Genomic DNA, 21,527 nt, shown 5'->3' on the forward strand with positions numbered 1-21,527 from the left:
GGACGTGAATTGGAGCAGGTTGTGGAATTGAAAGCGAAACATTGCATTGTGGTGGGTTTGGGCGATACCGGCTTGGCGACTGCACGCTGGCTGGCTGGCAAGGGCGCGCGCGTTACCGTGGCCGATAGCCGCTTGACGCCGCCAAATCTGGACAACTTGAAAGCGGATCTCCCCGAAATTGAGCTGCGCTTGGGCGCGTTCAATGTCGATACGTTTGCCGACGCCGATGTATTGGTGACTAGCCCTGGCGTACCGCTGGCAACACCAGAAATTGCTGCCGCGATTGCGCACGGTATTCCAGTAATTGGCGATGTGGAGTTATTGGCGCAATCCTTGGTCGGTAAGCCGGGCAAAGTCATTGCGATCACGGGCTCCAACGGTAAATCAACCGTCACGACAATGGTTGCGCAAATGTGTGAAGCCGCCGGTCAAAAAACAGTGATGGCCGGCAATATTGGCTTGCCAGTCTTGGCCGCTTTGGCCGATTGGGAAGCGCGTGGGGATGGTGTTGGTGAATGGCCAGATGTTTGGGTGTTGGAGTTGTCGAGCTTCCAATTGGAAACGACCACCTCTCTCGCGCCTGCCGCAGCCACGGTACTGAATGTATCGGAAGATCACCTCGACCGTTATGCGGGCATGAAGGAATATGCCGCGACTAAAGCGAGTGTATTCGGTGGCGTCGGCGTACAGGTTTTAAATCGTGAAGATGGCTGGTGCCGGGGTATGGCACGTGAAGGCCGTGATGTGATTTGGTTTGGTGCCGATACCCCTCGTAATGATTGTGAATATGGTTTGGTTGAAATCAATGGAGATTTCAGCTTGCGTTGTGGCGATGCTGAGTTGCTTAAAGCGTGCGAACTACCTGTCGCGGGGCTGCACAATGCAGTGAATGCCTTGTCTTCAATCGCGCTGTGCCGTGCCGCCGGTTTGCCGCTTGAGCCATTGCTGGCAGCGCTCAAATCATTCAAAGGCCTGCCGCATCGCGTTGAGTTTGTAGCGGAAGTGAATGGCGTTGCTTATTACGACGACTCAAAAGGTACCAACGTAGGCGCCACTGAAGCGGCGCTCAAAGGCATGACACGCCCGGTAGTACTGATCGCCGGTGGCGATGGCAAAGGGCAAGATTTTTCGCCGCTGGTTGAGGCGTGCGAGCGCATTTGCCGTGCGGTGCTGTTGATTGGGCGCGATGGCCCAGAGTTGGCAAATGTTTTGAACGAAGCGTGTTCGGCCTATCTGCCCGATGACGACGACAATTACCTGCCAGTGATGCAATTGCCGACGCTCGAAATGGCCGTAACGATTGCTAGCAATTTGGCCGAGCCGGGCGATGTGGTCTTGCTGTCGCCAGCTTGCGCAAGCTTGGATATGTTCCGCAATTATCACCATCGCGCTGAAGTATTTATTGCCGCAGTGAAAGGCTTGGAGCAAGCCTGATGCGTCAAATCTTTTATCAGGCCATGAAGAAAATGAAGCCGACCATGAGCAGCTACGATCAGGCGCTGTTCTGGTGTGTTGTGCTTCTGCTGTCGATTGGCTTGGTAATGGTGTATTCGGCGTCGATTGCGATGGCCGAGGTGGATAAGGATACGGGGTTTCGTTCTAACTACTTCTTGATTCGCCATTCGATCTTCTTGGTCGTCGGGACATTGGCCGCTTTAGTGACCTTCAATATCCCGACTGAGAAGTGGCGACAGTACGCGCCGAATTTATTCATTTTTGGCACCGTACTGCTGATTTTGGTTTTGATTCCGCATATTGGGCGCGAGGTCAATGGCAGTCGTCGCTGGTTGAGTTTGTTTGTGATCAATTTGCAGCCGTCTGAGCTGATGAAATTTTTCGTGGTGCTGTATGCCGCCGACTATACGGTGCGCAAAGCCAATAGCATGGGCGCAAAATTAGGCGAAAGTATTGCCAAAGTACTGTTCCCAATGGCTTTAGTAATGACTGTGGTCGGTGGTTTATTGCTGTTGGAGCCCGATTTCGGCGCTTTTACCGTCATTACCGCGATTGCGATGGGCGCACTGTTTTTAGGTGGATTTAACTGGCGCCTATTTTTGGGCTTGATTGTATTTTTGGGCGTGGCGTTTGTCGGCTTGATCGCATCGAGCCCCTATCGCCGGGCTCGGGTATTGGGCTTTTTAGATCCGTGGCAAGACCCGTATGGGAAAGGCTATCAGCTCAGCCATTCATTGATCGCGTTTGGACGTGGTGAATGGCATGGTGTCGGCTTGGGGGGCAGCGTTGAGAAATTGTCCTATTTGCCCGAAGCGCACACTGACTTTTTAATGGCCATCATCGCCGAAGAGTTTGGCTTTGTGGGCGTGGCGGCCGTGATTTTATTGTTTAGCTTTTTGGTCTTCCGCGCCTTTGCCATTGGCGTGCAAGCCACTAAGTTGGAGCGTCACTGGCAAGCCTTGGTAGCACAAGGTGTCGGAATCTGGATTGGCTTTCAATCGTTCATCAATATGGGCGTGAATATGGGGCTGATGCCGACCAAGGGTTTGACGCTGCCGCTGCTGTCGTTTGGTGGCTCCGGGATTGTGGCCAATCTGGTGGCCTTGGGTTTACTGATGCGGATTGATTATGAAAATCGCCAATTGATCAGGGGGCATCGTCCATGAAAAAACGAACGCTCTTGGTCATGGCGGGTGGTACGGGTGGGCATATTTTCCCCGCTTTGGCGGTCGCGAATGCTGTGCGCGCAAAAGGTTGGGACGTCGTTTGGCTTGGCGCCGAAGGCGCAATGGAAACACGCGTCGTGCCCCAGCACGGCATCGACTTAGTGACGCTGAAGATTACCGGTGTGCGTGGTAAGGGTTTACTCAAGAAATTGTCGCAACCTTGGGTGCAACTCAAAGCGCTATATCGTTCGGTGGATCTGATTTTCCGCCGTCGCCCTGATGTGGCAATTGGCTTTGGTGGCTTTACCGGTTTTCCAGGTGGCTTGGCGATGCGTTTGTGCTGGCTGCCACTGGTGATTCATGAGCAAAACTCGGTGGCAGGTTTAACCAATAAAGCGCTGTCCAAATTGGCCAGTCGGGTGTTGTTTGCTTTCCCTAGCGCATTCCCCGGGTTAGATGGTTGCGTTGGCAATCCAGTACGCGATGAATTGAATGCCGTGCCTGCGCCTGAGCAGCGTTTTGCTGATCGCACTGGCCCACTGAAAGTGTTGGTGGTGGGCGGTAGTTTGGGCGCGCAAGTATTTAACGAGCAAGTACCTAAAGCCTTGGCCTTGTTAGCCGCTGAGCAACGCCCACACGTGATTCACCAAGCGGGTGAAAAACACATTGAAGCGTTGCGGGCCAATTACGCTGCTGCTGGGGTGACTGCCGAGTGCGTTGCGTTTATTGGCGATATGGCAACGGCCTATGCCGAAGCCGATTTAGTGGTGTGCCGAGCAGGGGCATTGACGGTTGCTGAATTGGCTTGTGTTGGGGTTGCCGCTGTCTTGGTGCCATTTCCGCACGCAGTTGATGATCACCAAACGGGGAATGCGAAGTTTTTGAGCGACGCGCAAGCGGGTATTTTGCTGCCGCAAACTGAATTTAGCGCCGAGAAATTGGCGAAATTGCTACAAGCAACGAGCCGCGAACAATGCCTGAAAATGGCGCAGCAGGCCAAGCAATTGGCCAAACCGGATGCAACTGAAAAAGTCGTTGCAGTAATCGAAGAATTAGCTGGATAGGAGTATGGGGTAATGGCTTGTAGGGTTTATAATAAATGCTCTACAGCCTTATACCTATCAAGATATGAAGCATAAAGTTAAGCGCATTCATTTTGTCGGAATCGGTGGTGTCGGTATGAGTGGCATCGCTGAAGTGCTGCTCAATCTGGGGTTTGAGGTGAGCGGTTCTGACCTCGGTAGCAACGCGACGACGCAACGTTTGAGTGCGGCGGGTGCTGTTGTCCATCAAGGCCATGCTGCCGAGTTTGTCGCCAATGCCGATGTGGTGGTGATTTCCAGTGCCGTCAAAGACGACAACCCTGAAGTGATCGAAGCGCGCTCGCGCCAGATCCCGGTCGTGCCACGTGCGATGATGCTGGCTGAATTGATGCGCTTGAAACAAGGCATCGCCATTGCCGGTACACACGGTAAAACCACGACGACGAGTTTGAGTGCCAGCGTGCTTGAAGCCGCGGGGCTGGACCCGACTTTCGTGATCGGCGGCAAATTGCACGCTGCCGGTTCAAACGCGCGCTTGGGCCAAGGCGATTTTCTGGTGGCGGAAGCCGATGAAAGTGATGCGTCCTTCCTACTGCTCACGCCGGTGATTTCGGTGGTGACCAATATCGATGCTGATCACATGGATACCTATGGTCATGATTTCGAAAAATTGAAACAGGCTTTTATCGATTTTCTGCATCACTTGCCGTTCTACGGTCGTGCCATTCTGTGTGTGGACGATCCGCATGTGCGCTCGATTCTGCCCAAAGTGACCAGCCCGATTACCACCTATGGCGTGTCTGAAGACGCGATGCTGCGCGCTGAGAATATTGTCGCCGCCCATGGCCAGATGAAATTTGACGCCGTTTGGAAAAATGGTGAAACCCGTCGCTTGGCCGTCACCCTGAATATGCCGGGCATGCATAACGTGCTCAATGCATTGGCTGCCATTGCGATCGGTATTGAAGTTGGCGCCGATGAAGCTGCGATTGTCGCGGCGCTCGAGAAATTTGAAGGTGTTGGCCGCCGCTTCCAACGTTATGGCGAAGTGCCCTTGCAAGCGGGTGGCAGCTTTACGCTGGTGGATGATTACGGACATCACCCCGTAGAAATGGCGGCCACGCTGGCGGCGGCCCGTGGTGCTTTCCCTGGTCGTCGCTTGATGCTGGCGTTCCAGCCACATCGCTATACGCGTACCCGCGATTGCTTTGAAGATTTCGTCAAAGTACTCAATACCGTCGATGGCTTGTTGCTAGCCGAGGTGTATGCCGCAGGTGAAGCACCGATTGTGGCTGCAGATGGTCGCTCTTTGGCTCGTGCGGTGCGCGTGGCAGGCAAAATTGAACCAGTTTTTGTGGAAAACATTGCCGATATGCCAACGGCAATTTTTGCCGCGGCGAAAGATGGTGATGTGATTATTACGATGGGTGCAGGCACGATTGGTGGCACGCCAAAACAACTTTGCGAGCGTGCCGCATGAAACAGTTTGGCAAAGTAGCTGTTTTATTGGGTGGTTCATCCACTGAGCGCGAAGTCTCATTGATGAGTGGCGCTGGGGTGCTTGAGGCTTTGCAAGGGCAAGGCGTGGATGCTCACGCATTTGACCCCGCTGAAAAACCGCTCTCAGCCTTAAAAGAAGAAGGCTTTGATCGTGCATTTTTAATTTTGCATGGTGGCCAAGGCGAAGACGGTACGATTCAAGGTGCGCTTGAATTTATGGGCATACCCTACACCGGCTGTGGCGTGATGGCTTCGGCCATTGGTATGGATAAATGGCGCACCAAATTGATGTGGCAAGCCGCTGGCTTGCCGGTGCCAGAGTATGAATTACTCACTGCACAGTCGGATTTTGCTGCTGTAGCTGCCCGTTTAGGCTTGCCTTTGTTTGTAAAGCCAGCCAATGGCGGTTCAAGCGTCGGGGTGACCAAGTGTAAATCGGCAGCCGACATCGAAGCGGCGTACCGCGAAGCCGCCAAATTTGATCCGCTGGTGCTGGCTGAAAAGGCCGTGCTCGGTGGGGAATATTCGTGTGCGGTCTTGGATGGTCGGGCTTTAGCGACCGTCAAAATCGAGCCGGCTACCGAGTTTTATGATTTTGATGCGAAATATTTCCGCGACGATACCGTGTACCGTTGCCCCGGCTTGTTGGGCATTAAAGAAGCTGAAGCTCGACAATTGGCAGAGCAGGCATTTCGAGTGCTTGGCGCGACTGGTTGGGCGCGGATTGACTTCTTAATGGATGAAAATGACGGAATTTTTCTACTGGAGCCCAATACGGCACCGGGGATGACGAGTCATAGCCTGTTTCCAATGTGCGCCCGTGATGCGGGGATTTCGTACGAAGAGTTGGTAGTCAAAATTCTGGCCACGACTTTGAGCGGGGCGCAGTAAAGCATGTGGAATAAACCGCAGCTATTAATGTGGATTGCCAATATCCTGACCGGATTGGCCCTCATGCTGCTGTTTTATTCCGTGCTGTTTTTGGTGGTTCATTCGCCGCTGTTTCCGATAAAGCGAATTAAAGTTGATGGTGATTTGGCGCATACCACGCGTGAACAATTGCAATATGTGATTAAAAACGAATTAAAAGGCACGTTTTTTACGCTGAATTTGGATAAAACTCGGCAGGATTTTGAAAAACTACCCTGGGTGCGCCGTGTTGAAGTTCGGCGTCGTTGGCCAGATCGTTTGGAAGTGAATATTGAAGAGCATAAAGCAATTGCCCGTTGGGGATCGTCTGCGCTTTTGAATCAGCATGGTGAGCAATTTGATGCTGCCAGTAATGAAATGCTGCCAATTCTTGAAGGGCCAGAAGGTACCGAGCGCGTAATGCTGGAAGGTTTTTTGCGCTTAAAAGAAATTATTGTGCCTTTAGGGCGCACACCGACGCATTTATGGTTATCTGATCGCCGAGCTTGGCGTTTTGAATTGGATAAACAGTTGATTGTAGAGGTGGGTCGTGATGAGCCCATTGAGCGGGTTGATCGCTTTGTAAAAGCGTATCCCAATTCATTGGCTTTATTGCAGCAGCAATTTGAGTATGTGGATTTACGTTATCCAAACGGTTTTGCCGTACGTTTACCGGACTATAAGCCAGTTGAAAAAACGACAGGCGATGGAGTTAAACCAAAGCCTGCAGTGGCAAAGCCAAAGGCAATTAAAGCTTCGGCATGATTTATGCTTTTGACCTAATAAAGTAATTAATAAATATTGGGTTGGCGGGTTTTTTTAAAGTTAATTATTAAGATTTGTAAAGAGGCTGTCAGTGACTAGGGACGCAAAAAATCTCATTGTTGGGCTAGATATCGGAACGTCGAAAGTCGTTGCGGTGGTTGCTGACGTGACCGACGATGGCGCACTGAATGTGGTGGGAATGGGCTCCGCATCTTCACGTGGCTTAAAGCGTGGCGTGGTGGTGGATATCGAAAAAACCGTTGGTGCAATTCAAGCTGCTTTAGGTGAAGCTGAATTAATGGCGGATTGCAAAATCAGCGAGGTTTATACCGGTATCGCGGGTAGCCATATTAAGAGCCTGAATTCACACGGCATGGTGGCGATTAAAGATAAAGAAGTCACTCAAGCCGATATTGATCGGGTTATTGAAACGGCCAGCGCAGTGAATATCCCGACGGATCATCAAGTCCTGCATATTTTGTCGCAAGAATATGTCATTGATGGCCAAGAAGATGTGAAAGAGCCGCTGGGTATGTCGGGCGTTCGGCTTGAAGTGCGCGTGCATATTGTTTCGGGCGCAGTGTCTGCGGTGCAAAACATTACTAAATGCGTACGCCGTTGCGGTTTGGAAATTGCTGAAGTGGTGTTGCAACCCTTAGCGAGCGCGCATGCCGTATTAACTGACGATGAGCGTGATTTGGGTGTGTGCTTGGTCGATATTGGCGGCGGTACCACTGATATGGCGGTATTTATTAATGGCGCAATTCGCCATACCGCGGTAATTCCAATTGCGGGCGATCAAATTACCAATGACATTGCCATGGCATTACGTACGCCAACGGGTGAAGCTGAAAATATCAAGATTCAACATGGCGTAGCCTTGCGCCATATGACTGATCCACAAACGATGATTGAAGTTCCTGGAGTGGGTGAGCGCGGTGCGCGTCAAATGTCACGCCATACTTTGGCCGAAGTGATTGAGCCTCGCGTTGAAGAACTTTATAGCTTTGTGCAAGCAGAATTACGCCGCGTTAATTTAGAAGACAGATTATCGAGCGGTATTGTTATTACGGGTGGTGCTTCATTAATGCCTGGAATGACGGAATTGGCAGAAGAAATATTCCATATGCCAGTTCGATTAGGTTTACCACGTTATGTTGGTGGATTAGCTGAGGTTGTTAAAAACCCGCGCTATTCAACGGCAGTGGGTTTGTTGTTAGTTGCACGACAACAAATGCAAAAAGCCCCTGGGCAAAGGGGTAAAGACGGCTCAATTGGAGACATTTTTGGCCGTATGAAGTCTTGGTTTCAAAATAACTTTTGAAATTTTCGGGTAAGCGGTAAAATCGGGTAACAGGAGAGAGAGCATGGCTTTAACAATTGAAGTTCCAGAAGTATCACATCACGTTAATATCAAAGTAATTGGCGTGGGTGGCGCAGGTTGCAATGCAATCAACAATATGATCGAACACCAAATGCAAGGTGTTGATTTTATTTCTTCCAATACTGATGCGCAGGTATTGAAACTTTCTAAAGCAGATAATGTAATTCAGTTGGGCGCTGAATTAACGCGTGGTTTCGGTGCGGGTTGTAATCCGGATATCGGTCGTCAAGCTGCAGAAGAAGATCGTGAACATATCGCCGATTTAATTTCTGGCGCAGATTTATTATTTATCACTGCCGGTATGGGCGGTGGTACAGGTACTGGTGCGGCTCCAGTGATCGCACAAGTCGCACGCGAAAAAGGCATTTTGACCGTTGGCGTGGTGACTAAGCCAGGCTTGGATGAAGGTGGTCGTCAGAAAGTAGCGCAAACCGGTATCGATGAATTATCGCGCTATGTGGATTCATTGATCGTCGTTTCAAATCAGAAACTCGAAGAAGTACTGGGTGACGATGTCACGATCGACGAAGCATTCCGCGCTGCTGATGATGTATTGCGCAATGCAGTGGGTTCTATCGTTGAAATCATTCATTACCCAGGCCTGATCAACGTTGACTTTGCTGACGTTCGCACGGTAATGCGCGAAATGGGTATGGCGATGATGGGTTCGGCCAATGCTTCTGGCCCAGATCGTGCGATTCGTGCGACTGAAGAAGCAATTCGCAGCCCATTGCTCGACAATATCAGCTTCAAAGGTGCGCGCGGTGTATTGGTGAATTTCTCAACTGCCCCAGGCAAATTGAAAAAATCAGAAACTCGCCAAGCATTAGAAATTATCGAAGCCCACGTTGCAGATGGCGCTTTGGTGAAGCACGGTGTGGTGTATGACCCAGCTTTGGGTGAAGATGAAATTCGTGTCACTTTGGTCGCAACCGGTTTGGGTGGTGGCAAAGACATGAATAAGCCTCAGTTGTCTGTCGTGAGCAGCCAATCGCTCAAAACGGGCACTGATAATGCCGCTTATGATACGGATGCGTACGATACGCCAGCGATTTGGCGTAACAATCGTCGCAATGCAGCGCCAGAAGCGACTTCGGCTCGTCCAGCGATGTCAAATATTGATATGGATATTCCTGCTTTCTTGCGTCGCCAAGCCGATTAATCGGTGATTGGATAAACGGCGCCTATTGGCTCGATTGTAATGATTCATCCAGTCTCGTGCCCGCGACTGGTAAAATCAGCATGATTAGCTACCGATAAGGCAGAATGGCCATGTTTTTGCAACGCACCTTGAAAAGCACGATCCGCGCCACCGGCGTAGGTTTGCATTCGGGCGAAAAAGTGACCCTCACTTTACGCCCCGCAGCCGCCGACCACGGCATTGTGTTTCAACGCTCTGATTTGCCCGAGTCAAAGCCTTTCAAGGTTGGCCCCGATTTGGTGAACGACACGCGACTCTCCTCCACGCTCGTGCAAGACGGCGTGCGTGTCGGCACCATCGAGCATTTAATGTCCGCGTTTGCAGGGTTTGGCATCGACAATATTATTGTCGATGTTGATGCCCCTGAAATGCCGATCATGGATGGCTCCGCTGCGCCGTTTATTTACCTGCTGCAAAGCGCAGGTGTACGTGAGCTCAATAAGCCCAAAAAATTCGTTCGTGTTCTCAAGCCCATTGAGGTGCATGATGGCGATAAATGGGTCAAGTTTGAGCCGCACGATGGTTATAAAGTCGCGCTGACGATTGATTTTCAGCATCCTGCCTTCAAAAAATCCGCGCAAACGATCGAAATTGATTTCGCCAATACCAATTACGTCAGCGAAATTGCCCGAGCTCGTACTTTTGGTTTTATCCACGAAGTTGAATACTTGCGTGCCAATGGTTTAGCACGCGGTGGCAATATGGATAATGCCGTCGTAATTGATGAATTCCGTGTGCTCAATGACGGTGGTTTGCGGTTTGAAGACGAGTTTGTCCGCCACAAAATTCTCGATGCCATTGGCGATTTGTATATTCTGGGTCACCCACTGATTGCCGCATTCTCTGGCTATAAGTCGGGGCATGCGATGAATAATAAATTGCTGCGTGCCTTGCTTGCGGATCCAGATAGTTTTGAGATGGTGTGCTTTAGTGATGACGACAAAGTGCCGTCATCGTTCCACGATCTGCCGCCCATCGGTATTTAAGCCATGTTTGCGGTATTGCGTATTTTGGCAGTTGTGGCGGTGGTCATCATCGCCTACGCCGGATTTCGCTACACCCGCGATCGTCAGCCGCATTGGCTGCGACTAATTCGTTTTGTTCTCTATTCTTTGCTGGGTTTGGGTCTGGTTTTTAGTGTTGGCCTATTCATCGAGCGCCTGTCTTTAGGTTAAAACTATGGCCTTGCCCCGTTTTTATGTTGATCAGTCGCTGGCGATTGGCCTGACTTTTGAGTTGCCCGAAGGCGTGGCGCGCCATGTGCAAGTGGTGCGCATGCAGCCCGACGACAGGGTGACGCTGTTTAATGGGAAAGGTGGCGAATACCAAGCGCAGATTATTGCGATGGGCAAGAAAACGGTCACTGTTCAGGTGTTGTCATTTGACGAGGTCAATCGTGAGTCGCCATTGCGCATTACCTTGGTACAAGCCGTATCGGCTTCCGACCGGATGGATTACACGGTACAGAAAGCTGCCGAATTGGGCGTGGCGGTGCTGCAGCCGGTGACGTCGCAATATTGTCAGCAACGCTATAGCGGCGAGCGCGCCGAGAAGCGGATTGCCCACTGGCAAGGTATTGCTGCGAGTGCGGCGGAGCAATGTGGTCGCACGCAGTTGCTCGAAATCCGACCGATTATCACCTTCGCACAGTTTATTGCGGCGGTAGATCAAGACGATAGTGAACTCAAATTATTGCTCTGCCCGACAGGCGCGATTCATCACTCCGCTTTACCCGAACAGGTCAACAGTGTTTCGGTATTGATCGGGCCAGAAGGGGGGTATTCCCCTGAAGAAGATGCGGCTGCTATTGCTGCGGGCTATACATCGCTCTTGCTTGGCCCACGAATTTTCCGTACCGAAACGGTGGCGCCTGTGATTGCGAGTTTCCTACAAGCCAAATACGGCGATTTTTGAAGGGGCTGAATTTTCAGGGCAAGCTGTGGCTGCCCCGAGAATTTAGGCAGCGAGCTGTGAAAACAGCCCTCTGCCGATGTGATGGGAAACAACGCTGCGCAGGGCTTGGCAGCGTCGAAACTAGGACATCAAGCTGAGCCCTGAAAGCCGCCGCAGATGCGGCTGGCTACGCCCCTTGGTAAACCTTCACTTCGCGGGGTATGAGGTACACGGTTTCAGCCACTTGCCAACCGCCTTCTAGTTGCCGTTCTCGCGTTAGCTCGACCTCCACCACATCATGCTGAGCTGCGCCTGTTTCTACTTCCACTTCGAGACGCACTGTCGCGCCGAGCAGTCGGATGTGCGTGATTGTGCCGCTGATCGCGCCCGCCGTAGCGACTCGGCTGAGGTCGATTTCATGCGGGCGTACATATACTGTCGCGTGTTCGCTGTCTTTGTCGGTGGCAAATTTCGCGCTCCCAACTTGAGCCCAGCCTTCATGAACGCGAGAGTGGAAGAGATTCACGTCGCCCAAGAATTGATACACAAATGGGCTGGCTGGCGTGTCGTAGACTTCACTTGGCGAGCCGATTTGTTCGATCTGGCCTTTGTTCATCACTACAACGCGGTCAGCGACTTCGAGTGCTTCTTCCTGATCGTGCGTTACAAATACAGAAGTCACATGGATTTCGTCGTGCAAACGACGCAACCAACGGCGCAGCTCTTTGCGCACCTTGGTGTCGAGTGCGCCAAATGGCTCGTCAAGCAGCAAGACTTTAGGCTCAACTGCCAGTGCGCGGGCCAAGGCGATCCGCTGGCGCTGGCCACCCGAGAGTTGCGCGGGATAACGATCGGCCAGCCAATCGAGTTGCACCAATTGCAGCAAATCATGCACTTTGCGCTTGATCTCCGCATCTGACGGACGCGTTGATTTAGGGCGGACGCGCAGGCCGAAGGCGACGTTTTCAAATACGGTCATGTGGCGGAAGAGGGCATAGTGCTGAAACACAAAGCCGACTTGGCGTTCACGCACATGCCTCTCGGTGGTATCTTCGCCGTGAAATAGAATCTGCCCCGAATCAGGCGTTTCCAAACCGGCAATGACGCGCAGCAAGGATGTTTTGCCGCAGCCCGATGGACCCAGCAAGGCGACCAATTCACCCGATTCAACATTCAGGCTTAAATCATTCAGTGCTTTGAATTCGCCAAAGGTTTTGACGATATTGCGAATTTCGATACTCATAATCTTTATTCCTTAACAGGAAACATATTTAATTCGGTGAACATCAGGTCTGCGAGACACGCAACACCGTTATGCTTCAACCGCAGCTTTTTGGTCGGCAATTTCCTGCTGCTCAGTCCGCCACTCGATATAGCTCTTGATCGCCAGCGTCAGTAACGCCAGCAAGGCCAGAATCGAAGCGCAGGCAAAAGCGCCGACAAAGTTGTATTCGTTGTACAGAATCTCGACATGCAGCGGGATCGTGTTGGTCAAGCCACGAATATGACCCGATACGACCGATACCGCACCAAACTCACCCATGGCCCGGGCATTGGCCAAAATCACGCCGTAGAGCAGACCCCATTTAATATTCGGCAAAGTCACATGCCAGAAGGTTTGCCAACCTGAAGCGCCCAGTACCAAAGCAGCTTGTTCTTCGTCTGAGCCTTGCGCTTCCATCAATGGAATCAATTCACGCGCGACAAAGGGGAAGGTCACGAATACTGTCGCCAGTACAATGCCGGGAATCGCAAAAATGATCTTGATATCGTGAGCCGCTAGCCAGCTACCCCACCATCCATGCGCGCCAAACATCAGCACATAAATCAAACCGGCCACGACGGGGGACACGGCAAATGGCAGATCGATCAAGGTGATCAAAATGCTTTTGCCTTTAAAGTCGAACTTCGCAATCGCCCATGCTGCGGCCACACCAAATACCAGATTCAGCGGCAAGGCAATCGCCGCCACGATCAAGGTCAGCTTGATCGCCGACAGTGCGTCGCTTTCAACCAAGGCGTCTTTATAGAGCTGCCAGCCCTGATGCAACGCTTCATAAAACACCGACAGCAAAGGCACAATCAATAGCAGTGTAATCAGCGCCAGCGCCAAGCCAGTTAAGCTGTAACGCACCCAGCGTGCTTCAGTCGTTACGACTTTATTACTCACAATCACGCTCATTTGCGTCTCCCCAAGCGTTTTGCCATCCACCATTGCAGGCCATTAATCAGCAGCAACAGCGCAAACGACACCGCGAGCATCACCACGGCAATCGCGGTGGCGCCGAGATAATCGTATTGCTCGAGTTTTGAAATAATCATCAGTGGCGTGATTTCCGACTTGAACGGCATATTGCCGGCAATGAAAATCACCGAGCCAAACTCACCGATCGCGCGGGCAAAGGCCAAAGTAAATCCTGTTAGCAGCGCCGGGAAAATCGTCGGCAAAATCACTTTGCTAAAAATTTGCCAGCGCGTTGCACCGAGGCTGGATGCGGCTTCTTCAAGCTCTTTTTCCATGTCTTCGAGCACGGGTTGCACGGTACGCACGACAAACGGCAGCGTGATAAACGTCAGCGCCAACACAATGCCCAGCGGGGTAAAGGCGATTTTGATGCCGAGTTTTTCCAGCGGCTCGCCCAGTACGCCATTGGGCGCATACAAAGTCGCCAACGCGATACCGGCGACGGCGGTTGGCAGCGCAAATGGCAAATCGACCAAGGCATCAATAAATCGTTTGCCGGGAAACGGATAGCGCACCAAGACCCAAGCAATCAATAAACCAACGAATAAGTTGATCAACGCCGCGATCAGCGATGCACCAAACGTCACTTTATACGTCGCCACCACCCGTGGTTCGGACACAATCGCCCAAAACGTCGCCCAATCTAGGCCGAGGGTTTTGCTGATTAGCGCCGCCAGCGGCAGCAAAACAATCAGCGATAAATACAGCAAGCTATAACCGAGCGATAAATTAAAGCCCGGCAGCACGCTGCTTTGTTTGAATTTCATACTTATTCCTTGCTCATGAAGACTGGCAGGTAGGTATTTCGATCAAACCCAATTAGAACGATGTTTTGATCGAAATACCTAGGTAGGGCTTATTTCTTTTTAGCAATCTCGGCGGCAATCTGATCGTAGATCGCGCCATCATCGAAGAATTTCTTCTGCGCGGCTTTCAGGCCACCAAATTCGGCCACACCAAATAATTTGATGCTCGGAAACTGCTTGGCATACTTTGCTGTGACTGCTGCATTGCGTGGGCGCAGATAATTTTGTGCCGCAATTTCCTGCCCTTCAGGGCTCCATAAGTAATTAAGGTACTCAGTGGCGACTTTGCGCGTTCCTTTCTTGTCGACCACTTTATCGACGACGGCAACGGGCAAATCGGCATCGATCGAAACGCTTGGATAAATCACTTCAAAATTACCGCGGCCAAATTCGCGCGCGATCATTTCGGCTTCGTTTTCAAACGTCACCAAAACATCGCCAATCTGGCGCTGCATAAACGTCGTCGTCGCCGCACGACCGCCAGCATCGAGCACGGGTACATTGCTAAAGATCGCTGTCGTCAATTCGCGGGCTTTGGCTTCGTTGCCACCCGCTTGCTTCAACCCAGCACCCCAAGCGGCAAGGAAGGTGTAGCGGCCATTGCCGCTGGTTTTGGGGTTAGGAACAATCACCTGAATGCCCGATTTGCCCAAATCAGCCCAGTCTTTAATGCCTTTCGGATTGCCTTTGCGCACAATCAGCACTTGCAGGCTGGAAAACGGTGCAGCTTCATCGGGGTATTTTTTCTCCCAGCCGGCATTGATTTGTTTGCCTTTTTCGACAATCGCGTCAATGTCGGTGCTTTGATTCATCGTCACGACATCGGCTTCGAGGCCATCGATCACCGAGCGTGCCTGTTTGGACGAGCCGCCATGTGATTGTTGGATCGTGACCTTGTCTTTGAATTTGGCCTCGTAATATTTGCTGAACGCTGGGTTGTAGTCTTTGTAGAAATCGCGCATTACGTCGTAGGAGACGTTCAGTAGCGTCGTGTCGGCCGAAGCAAGCGCGGATAAACTACTGAGTGCTAGGGCGAGTGAAAGTTTGCGGAGTAACGACATGGGAGCCTTCCTCATATTTTGGATGAGTCGACTGTAGCAAGCAAAAGATATGCGAACAAAGAATATTAAATTATTTTTATATAACGAAAATATTTTTTCAAAAAAAACCCCTTGCAGGGCAAGGGGCAACATTGTTTCAAGCGCGTTGCGATTCATTTCGCTTAGAAGCTAACAGCCGCTCCCACACGGATCCGCCAGTCATCTTCCAATTTCTTTTGTGGATTGAGCGCTTCACCCAAGTAGCCCACTTCAAGATATGGCTTGATGGTGTTGTTCACTTTGTAGCTCACGCCCACATTGTGCTCGATGTAGTTGTGGCTCTTGTCGGCGTAGACGTAATCATTTAGCTTGTAATCCCAGCGGAAGTTGTAGTAAGCATCCACTTCGCTGCTAATTGATTTACGCAACCACAGGTCGGTACGAGTCGTGCTGTCGTTATCCAGGTGCTTATGCAAATCTTTGCTTTCTTGTTGGCGATATTCGTAGCGAACCCGTGCATCAAAACGCCATGATGGGGCAAACGCCCAGTTTCCTTGAAGGCCGACTTTATAAAAATCGCCTTTGGTTTTGGTGTTTTGGTACCACAAGCTAGGCAAAATGGTGACGGTATCGTTCAGTTTGTATTTGTACCACAAGCCAAGCTCGGTATTGTCCCAAATGGCTTGATCAATACCTTCACCCGCTTTGCTGGTGTTGTTGATGGTGTATTCTGCGCTCGCGCCAATGCCATTGGCAAAGTCATTCGCCAATAAAATGCGCGATTCGTACTTTTCGCTGCCTGTTTTGTATTGGCCGCGCACGTCAACGCTGGCCGCGTTGGCATTCAAGGCATAAGCACCTAGTAGTGCAATGAGTAGGTATTTTTTTGTCATTTCAAATTCATCTCAGATGTAATCAGTGATAGGGGCAAACACAGCGTTGCCTCGCTGTGATGGATGTACTTTATTACAGTTTTGATATTTTAAATAATACTTATAAGCATTTTTTATATTCCAAAATGGAATTTGTGAGCTTGTATTTCTGCTTCGTCGTGTTTGTTATATGGAAGTAATTAAATATAATTAAATGGAATATTTAGGCTGTGGTAGCGTGTCTGTGTGCCATCAAGGAGCAGATCCGATGCAAGCATTTATTGTGGGCGCTGACGCGCTAGGTAATATCCCCGGGGTATTGGCGGAATATGGAATTGATATTGGCTATCACCTGACTGGGCGTAATCCATCGCACCAGCGCAGCCCCAGCCATATCAAGGGCATGGATATCGTGATTTTATTTACCGACTTTTTAAGTCACAACACCATGCGTAATTACCGCGAAGTGGCGCAAAAGCGCAATGTGCAGTTTGTGGCGTGCCGCCGCTCGGTTGGCGACTTAAAGCGCAATTTGGAGCTGCTGCGGGTTAAATCTTTGGCGCTGCAATAAAGCAAGTAGCCCAGCTTGCTGCGCTGATGCGCATTGAGCTGGGCCGATGTATGAGACAGGCTGAGCTTAGGCTTCGAGTGCGAGCGTCAGATCGAAATCCAGCTCACGTTCCAGGTTATATAGTTGGGCCAGCAAGCGCGTGAGTAGTTGCAATCCTTCCGGCCATTCGCCATGGCCTGATTCGACATTGATGTGCCCCGCATCGGCAATGATGCGCAATTGGCTGCGCCAGGTTTGCGCCAGCTGTGTGGCGCGATCTTCACTGCAACTGGGGTCGTTGCTACTGGCAATGACCCAGCTCGGGAAAGGTAGTGCGATGCTGGGTAGCGGCATAAAGCCTTGAAATTCATCCGGTGCTTCGGGGCGCATCACATCGGCAGGCGCCACCAGTAAGGCGGCTTTGACTTGCCGATTACGCCCATAAAGGGCCGCCCAGTGCGCCAAAGTCGCGCAAGCCAGACTGTGCGCCACAATAATCGTGGGGGCTTCGCTGGCTGCGATTTTCGCTTCAAATGTTTTGACCCACTCCGCCGCTTTGGGGTGCAGCCAATCTTGCTGCTCAATGCGTTCAACGCCTGGATATTGCGCCTGCCAATGGCTTTGCCAATGATCAGGTCCCGAGTTATTCCAGCCCGGTGCGATTAACACGCGGTTGCCTGCTTTGAGCCATTGTTCAATTAAATTCATCGTGGATGTCGTCATTTATTTTTATTCCAGATCAAACCAATTGCAGATCAAACCCATTCCGGATCAAACGGGTCGGTAATCGGGTGTCGCAATGAAATAGCCTTGTAGCGCATCGACGCCGCTATCGAGCGCAATCGTTTTTTCTTGCAGGGTTTCGACGCCTTCAGCAATCACTTGGCTACCGGCATCGTGCAGCAGCGACACCAATTTGCCGTATCCCTGACGGGCTTTGTCCTGCTGCGCCGCGAGCGCCAGAATATGGCGATCGAGCTTCACAAAGTCGGGTTCAAGTAGCCACAGTCGATCCAGATTGGCCATGCCATGACCAAAATCATCCAGCGCAATTCGATAGCCTTTGGCACGATAATTTTTAACGGCACGGCTGATGGCGCTGGCGTCGACATTGCTCACGTCGTTTTCCAATAATTCCAGCACGACCTGATTTGGGCTAAAGCCCAAGCTATTTAGAATGCGCTCGAAATAAGCCCCGTGATCGCTAATCTCGACCAGTAATTCAGGATGAACATTGAGAAACAGCAAGCGATTTTGTGGGGCGTAGCTGGCGTAATTCATCACATGCAACGTGCGGCACAGGCGATCAAACGCAATTAGCTTATGACCTTGGCGGGCCGATTCGAAGGCTTGCGGTGGCGAAATGGCTTTGTCGCGCACCGAGGCACGCAGCAGCGCTTCATCGGCAAAACGCTGGCCATTGCGATCAACGATGGGCTGAAAGGCCGAGGCCAGAGTAGAGCCCAGCGCTTTAACTAAAATGCCGCGTAGCGAGTCGATTTGAAACAGGCTCTCGGGCCAGTCGCGCGCGATTTCGGGTGGAACGGGGAAACGGGTGTTGGTTGCGCTATGCAAGATGCTCATAGCCACTCCTTCGCGCCGATCGTGTCGGGGCTTTGATGATGTCTAATGAGCAATTATGGTGGGTATTGCCCATCGAGTATTATAGATATTGTTATCTGGCGATATACCCAATGGCTGCGAGCCAAAAGCTGCGCGGCCATGAGTCAGCTCAAGTCAGTTTATTTACTTGGTGCGTAGATTTGATCGAAGATACCGCCATCACTAAAGTGTGTTTTTTGTGCCTTAGTCCAGCCGCCGAACACATCATCGATGTCGAATAACTTGATCGCGGGGAATTGCTTGGCGTATTTGGCCGCGATGTCTTTATCCAATGGGCGGTAGTAGTTTTGCGCGATGATTTCCTGACCTTCTTTTGAGTACAGATAGTTCAGATATTCAGTCGCCACTTTGCGCGTGCCTTTCTTATCGACGTTTTTATCGACAATCGCCACAGGTGGCTCGGCTTTGATCGAGTAGCTAGGTGCAACCACTTCAAATTTATCGCGACCCAATTCACGGAAGACCAGCTCAGCTTCGTTCTCCCACGTTACCAACACATCGCCAATGCCGCGCTGCGTGAAAGTTACCGTTGAGCCACGTGCGCCGGTGTCGAGTACAGGCACGTTTTTGTAGATTTTTTGGACGAATTCACGCGCTTTAGCGTCATTGCCGCCCGGCTGTTTCAGGGCATAGCCCCAAGCTGCGAGGTAATTCCAGCGTGCGCCACCCGAGGTTTTTGGATTAGGTGTAATCACTTTGACGTCAGAACGAATCAAGTCATTCCAATCTTTGATGTTTTTAGGATTGCCTTTTTTAACCAAGAACAAAATCGTTGAGGTGTACGGTGACGCGTTGTCCGGGAATTGTTTTTGCCAGTCAGGCTTGAGCAATTTGCCTTGCGTTGACAATTCGTCGATGTCATACGCCAGCGCCAATGTCGCCACATCCGCTTCCAAGCCATCCAAAATGGCGCGTGCTTGTTTACCCGAGCCGCCGTGCGATTGCTTGATCGTCACGTCGTCACCGGTTTTCTTTTTGTAATAGGCGCTAAAAGCTTTGTTGTAGTCCTGATAAAGCTCGCGAGTGGGGTCGTAAGAGACGTTCAGCAGCTCAATATTGGCGGCAAACACGGAGCTAGCGGTCAGCGAGAGGGCTAGTGTGGTGAGCAAGGTTTTCAGTTGCATGATCTATGTCCTAATGATTGAAGAGCGATGGGTAGATCATGTCATGTGGTTGATATTCTATTAAATACTTATGAGTTTTATCCTTATTCCAAAAAATGCTTTTTGCGCATTGGGCGGCATTGGGCCGAGCGGGTGATGCGCAAAACCCTCGATGTCATCGCTGTGCTTTATAATTGCTTCTTTCTTCTCTTTTGGCCTTTGCAATGAATAGCCGCCAGCTTTATTTCCGCATTTTGAGTTATTTCGTCCCGTACAAGACGATCGCGATCGGTGTGCTCGTTGCAATGGTGATCGCTGGCTCGGTCGACGCCTTGATGATGCGTTTGCTCAAAGACGTGATTGATGGTTTCCAGAAGATTAATCAGGATGGGCAAGCCGCATGGCTGATGCCGCTGATGCTCTTTGGTTTGGGTTTGGTGCGCCTGATATCGAGCTTTGCGTATGAATATGGTAGCGCTTGGCTTTCGTCGCGGGTGATGGAGAAAATGCGGCAACAGATGTTCGACCGCATGATGGCAATGCCGATCAAGTTTTTTGATCAATCGTCGGTCGGTGTGCTGCTGTCGCGCGTGACTTTCGACATCAACCAGATCATGGATGCGGGCCTGAATGTCGTCAGCGTCTTGGTTAAAGACACGGTACTGGCGATTTGCTTGCTCGGTATTATGCTGTGGACCGATTGGCAGTTGACTTTGTTCTGCCTCATTATGTTGCCCGGTGCGGCGGTGTCGATCCGCGTGGTGAGTAAACGTCAGCGTCGTCTGTCACGTGAAACGCAGAATACGATGGGTGAAATGAGCCAGATTCTGGACGAAAGCCTGGGCGGTCAGCGCATTATCAAGATTTTCAACGGTGGCGCTTATGAGTCAAAACGCTTTGCCAAGGCCAATAATCAGGTACGCAATTTGATGGTAAAACGCGCTGCGACCAGTAGCCTCAGCTCTGGCTTTACCGTGTTTCTGATTGCCGTTGCGATTGCGGCGATTATCTATGCCGCCGGTTTGCGTGCCGCCGAAGGCGCGATGACCGCGGGTTCCTTCGTGTCATTTATGGGCTCGATGATGTTGCTGCAACAGCCAATTAAGAGCCTGTCAAAAATCAATGATCCACTGCATCGTGGATTGGCCGCCGCCGAATCGGTATTTGGCTTGATCGATCAAGCCATTGAAAAAGACGAAGGCCAATATCAGGTTGAGCGCGCTAAAGGTGCGCTGTCGATTCGCGATCTGGAGTTTGCCTACAACGCCGATGGCGCCAAGGCGCTTAACAAGATCAGCCTTGATATTCCGCCGGGTGAAAGTGTTGCGCTGGTGGGGCAGTCGGGCAGCGGTAAAACCACATTGGCAAGCTTGTTACCGCGCTTTTACGATACGACGAGTGGCGAAATTCGCCTGGATGATGTGCCGCTGGCCGAGTATGAATTGGGTAATCTGCGTCAGCAAATCGCGCTCGTGAGCCAGGATATGGTGCTGTTTAACGATACCGTCACGGCCAATATCGCTTATGGAGCAGGTAGTGTTGATATGGATCGCGTGCGTGCGGCGGCGCAGGCGGCGTATGCGACCGAGTTTATCGAGCAAATGCCCCATGGCTTTGATGAAATGCTTGGCGAAAATGGCGTACGATTGTCGGGCGGCCAGCGTCAGCGTTTGGCGATTGCGCGCGCAATTTACAAAGATGCGCCCGTGCTGATTTTGGACGAAGCCACCAGTGCGCTCGATACCGAGTCCGAACGCAAAGTGCAGGAAGCGCTGGAAAACCTAATGAAGGGCCGTACTACCTTGGTAATCGCGCACCGACTCTCGACGATCGAGAAAGTTGATCGCATTGTCGTGATGCAATCTGGTCGCATTATCGAGAGTGGCAAACACGCTGAATTGATCGCCAAAAACGGCATGTACGCACAAATGCATGCGGTGCAGTTTGGGGGCGACTTAGCTTAGTGACGGGT

At 51.2% G+C, this 21,527-nt stretch carries 21 protein-coding genes; 13 read left to right on the forward strand and 8 right to left on the reverse strand.

Annotated elements, in window-relative coordinates:
• The first annotated feature begins 21 nt into the window (after positions 1–21).
• The 11 genes from murD (at position 22) to HQ393_RS15005 (ending at position 11,337) form a co-directional block, all read left to right on the forward strand.
• Positions 22–1,434, forward strand: coding sequence for a UDP-N-acetylmuramoyl-L-alanine--D-glutamate ligase (murD, locus tag HQ393_RS14955; RefSeq protein WP_179356063.1), 1,413 nt, complete (start codon positions 22–24; stop codon positions 1,432–1,434).
• Entirely contained in the window at positions 1,434–2,621 is a 1,188-nt protein-coding gene (ftsW, locus tag HQ393_RS14960; protein WP_179356065.1) for a putative lipid II flippase FtsW, read from the forward strand. The genes murD and ftsW overlap by 1 nt, the downstream gene beginning before the upstream one ends.
• On the forward strand, positions 2,618–3,685 hold the full coding sequence (murG, locus tag HQ393_RS14965; RefSeq protein WP_179356066.1) for an undecaprenyldiphospho-muramoylpentapeptide beta-N-acetylglucosaminyltransferase: 1,068 nt from the start codon (positions 2,618–2,620) through the stop codon (positions 3,683–3,685). The genes ftsW and murG overlap by 4 nt, the downstream gene beginning before the upstream one ends.
• Before the next feature lie 64 nt (positions 3,686–3,749).
• Positions 3,750–5,144, forward strand: a complete 1,395-nt coding sequence (gene murC, locus HQ393_RS14970) for a UDP-N-acetylmuramate--L-alanine ligase (protein ID WP_179356068.1) — start codon at positions 3,750–3,752, stop codon at positions 5,142–5,144.
• A complete protein-coding gene (locus HQ393_RS14975; RefSeq protein WP_179356070.1) occupies positions 5,141–6,055 on the forward strand; it encodes a D-alanine--D-alanine ligase in 915 nt (304 codons plus the stop codon). The genes murC and HQ393_RS14975 overlap by 4 nt, the downstream gene beginning before the upstream one ends.
• A 3-nt stretch (positions 6,056–6,058) precedes the next feature.
• A complete protein-coding gene (locus HQ393_RS14980) occupies positions 6,059–6,838 on the forward strand; it encodes a cell division protein FtsQ/DivIB (protein ID WP_179356072.1) in 780 nt (259 codons plus the stop codon).
• A 91-nt stretch (positions 6,839–6,929) separates the two neighbouring features.
• Positions 6,930–8,162, forward strand: coding sequence for a cell division protein FtsA (gene ftsA / locus HQ393_RS14985; RefSeq protein WP_218871205.1), 1,233 nt, complete (start codon positions 6,930–6,932; stop codon positions 8,160–8,162).
• 43 nt (positions 8,163–8,205) lie between these two features.
• A complete protein-coding gene (gene ftsZ / locus HQ393_RS14990; RefSeq protein WP_179356073.1) occupies positions 8,206–9,384 on the forward strand; it encodes a cell division protein FtsZ in 1,179 nt (392 codons plus the stop codon).
• A 110-nt stretch (positions 9,385–9,494) separates the two neighbouring features.
• Positions 9,495–10,409 (forward strand): UDP-3-O-acyl-N-acetylglucosamine deacetylase, encoded by a 915-nt coding sequence (gene lpxC / locus HQ393_RS14995; RefSeq protein ID WP_179356075.1) that lies wholly within the window; start codon positions 9,495–9,497, stop codon positions 10,407–10,409.
• Between the two features lie 3 nt (positions 10,410–10,412).
• Positions 10,413–10,598, forward strand: a complete 186-nt coding sequence (locus tag HQ393_RS15000; protein ID WP_179356077.1) for a hypothetical protein — start codon at positions 10,413–10,415, stop codon at positions 10,596–10,598.
• Between the two features lie 4 nt (positions 10,599–10,602).
• Positions 10,603–11,337 carry a 16S rRNA (uracil(1498)-N(3))-methyltransferase gene (locus tag HQ393_RS15005; protein ID WP_246307905.1) on the forward strand — a complete coding sequence of 245 codons (735 nt, stop codon included), beginning with the start codon at positions 10,603–10,605 and terminating at the stop codon, positions 11,335–11,337.
• A gap of 166 nt (positions 11,338–11,503) precedes the next feature.
• Here the strand turns inward: HQ393_RS15005 and HQ393_RS15010 are convergent, their stop codons facing one another.
• The 5 genes from HQ393_RS15010 to HQ393_RS15030 form a co-directional block, all read right to left on the reverse strand.
• Positions 11,504–12,559 carry a sulfate/molybdate ABC transporter ATP-binding protein gene (locus tag HQ393_RS15010; protein ID WP_179356079.1) on the reverse strand — a complete coding sequence of 352 codons (1,056 nt, stop codon included), beginning with the start codon at positions 12,557–12,559 and terminating at the stop codon, positions 11,504–11,506.
• Between the two features lie 69 nt (positions 12,560–12,628).
• Positions 12,629–13,498 carry a sulfate ABC transporter permease subunit CysW gene (gene cysW / locus HQ393_RS15015; protein WP_179356081.1) on the reverse strand — a complete coding sequence of 290 codons (870 nt, stop codon included), beginning with the start codon at positions 13,496–13,498 and terminating at the stop codon, positions 12,629–12,631.
• A complete protein-coding gene (gene cysT / locus HQ393_RS15020) occupies positions 13,495–14,328 on the reverse strand; it encodes a sulfate ABC transporter permease subunit CysT (protein WP_179356082.1) in 834 nt (277 codons plus the stop codon). The genes cysW and cysT overlap by 4 nt, the downstream gene beginning before the upstream one ends.
• 89 nt (positions 14,329–14,417) lie before the next feature.
• Positions 14,418–15,428: a sulfate ABC transporter substrate-binding protein gene (locus HQ393_RS15025; protein ID WP_179356084.1), complete on the reverse strand. Its 1,011-nt coding sequence runs from the start codon at positions 15,426–15,428 to the stop codon at positions 14,418–14,420.
• Between the two features lie 161 nt (positions 15,429–15,589).
• A complete protein-coding gene (locus tag HQ393_RS15030) occupies positions 15,590–16,300 on the reverse strand; it encodes an oligogalacturonate-specific porin KdgM family protein (protein WP_179356085.1) in 711 nt (236 codons plus the stop codon).
• A gap of 247 nt (positions 16,301–16,547) precedes the next feature.
• Here HQ393_RS15030 and HQ393_RS15035 point away from each other — a divergent pair, with 247 nt between their 5' ends.
• A complete protein-coding gene (locus tag HQ393_RS15035; protein ID WP_179356087.1) occupies positions 16,548–16,850 on the forward strand; it encodes a DUF2325 domain-containing protein in 303 nt (100 codons plus the stop codon).
• Between the two features lie 66 nt (positions 16,851–16,916).
• Here the strand turns inward: HQ393_RS15035 and HQ393_RS15040 are convergent, their stop codons facing one another.
• The 3 genes from HQ393_RS15040 to HQ393_RS15050 form a co-directional block, all read right to left on the reverse strand.
• Positions 16,917–17,552: an RBBP9/YdeN family alpha/beta hydrolase gene (locus HQ393_RS15040; protein WP_246307906.1), complete on the reverse strand. Its 636-nt coding sequence runs from the start codon at positions 17,550–17,552 to the stop codon at positions 16,917–16,919.
• A 48-nt stretch (positions 17,553–17,600) separates the two neighbouring features.
• Positions 17,601–18,413, reverse strand: coding sequence for an EAL domain-containing protein (locus HQ393_RS15045; protein WP_179356089.1), 813 nt, complete (start codon positions 18,411–18,413; stop codon positions 17,601–17,603).
• 158 nt (positions 18,414–18,571) lie between these two features.
• Positions 18,572–19,576 (reverse strand): sulfate ABC transporter substrate-binding protein, encoded by a 1,005-nt coding sequence (locus tag HQ393_RS15050; RefSeq protein ID WP_179356090.1) that lies wholly within the window; start codon positions 19,574–19,576, stop codon positions 18,572–18,574.
• A 203-nt stretch (positions 19,577–19,779) separates the two neighbouring features.
• Between HQ393_RS15050 and msbA the strand changes: the two genes are divergently transcribed.
• Positions 19,780–21,519 (forward strand): lipid A export permease/ATP-binding protein MsbA, encoded by a 1,740-nt coding sequence (gene msbA, locus HQ393_RS15055; protein WP_179356092.1) that lies wholly within the window; start codon positions 19,780–19,782, stop codon positions 21,517–21,519.
• Positions 21,520–21,527: the final 8 nt, after the last annotated feature.

Source organism: Chitinibacter bivalviorum, from assembly GCF_013403565.1.
GTDB lineage: Bacteria > Pseudomonadota > Gammaproteobacteria > Burkholderiales > Chitinibacteraceae > Chitinibacter > Chitinibacter bivalviorum.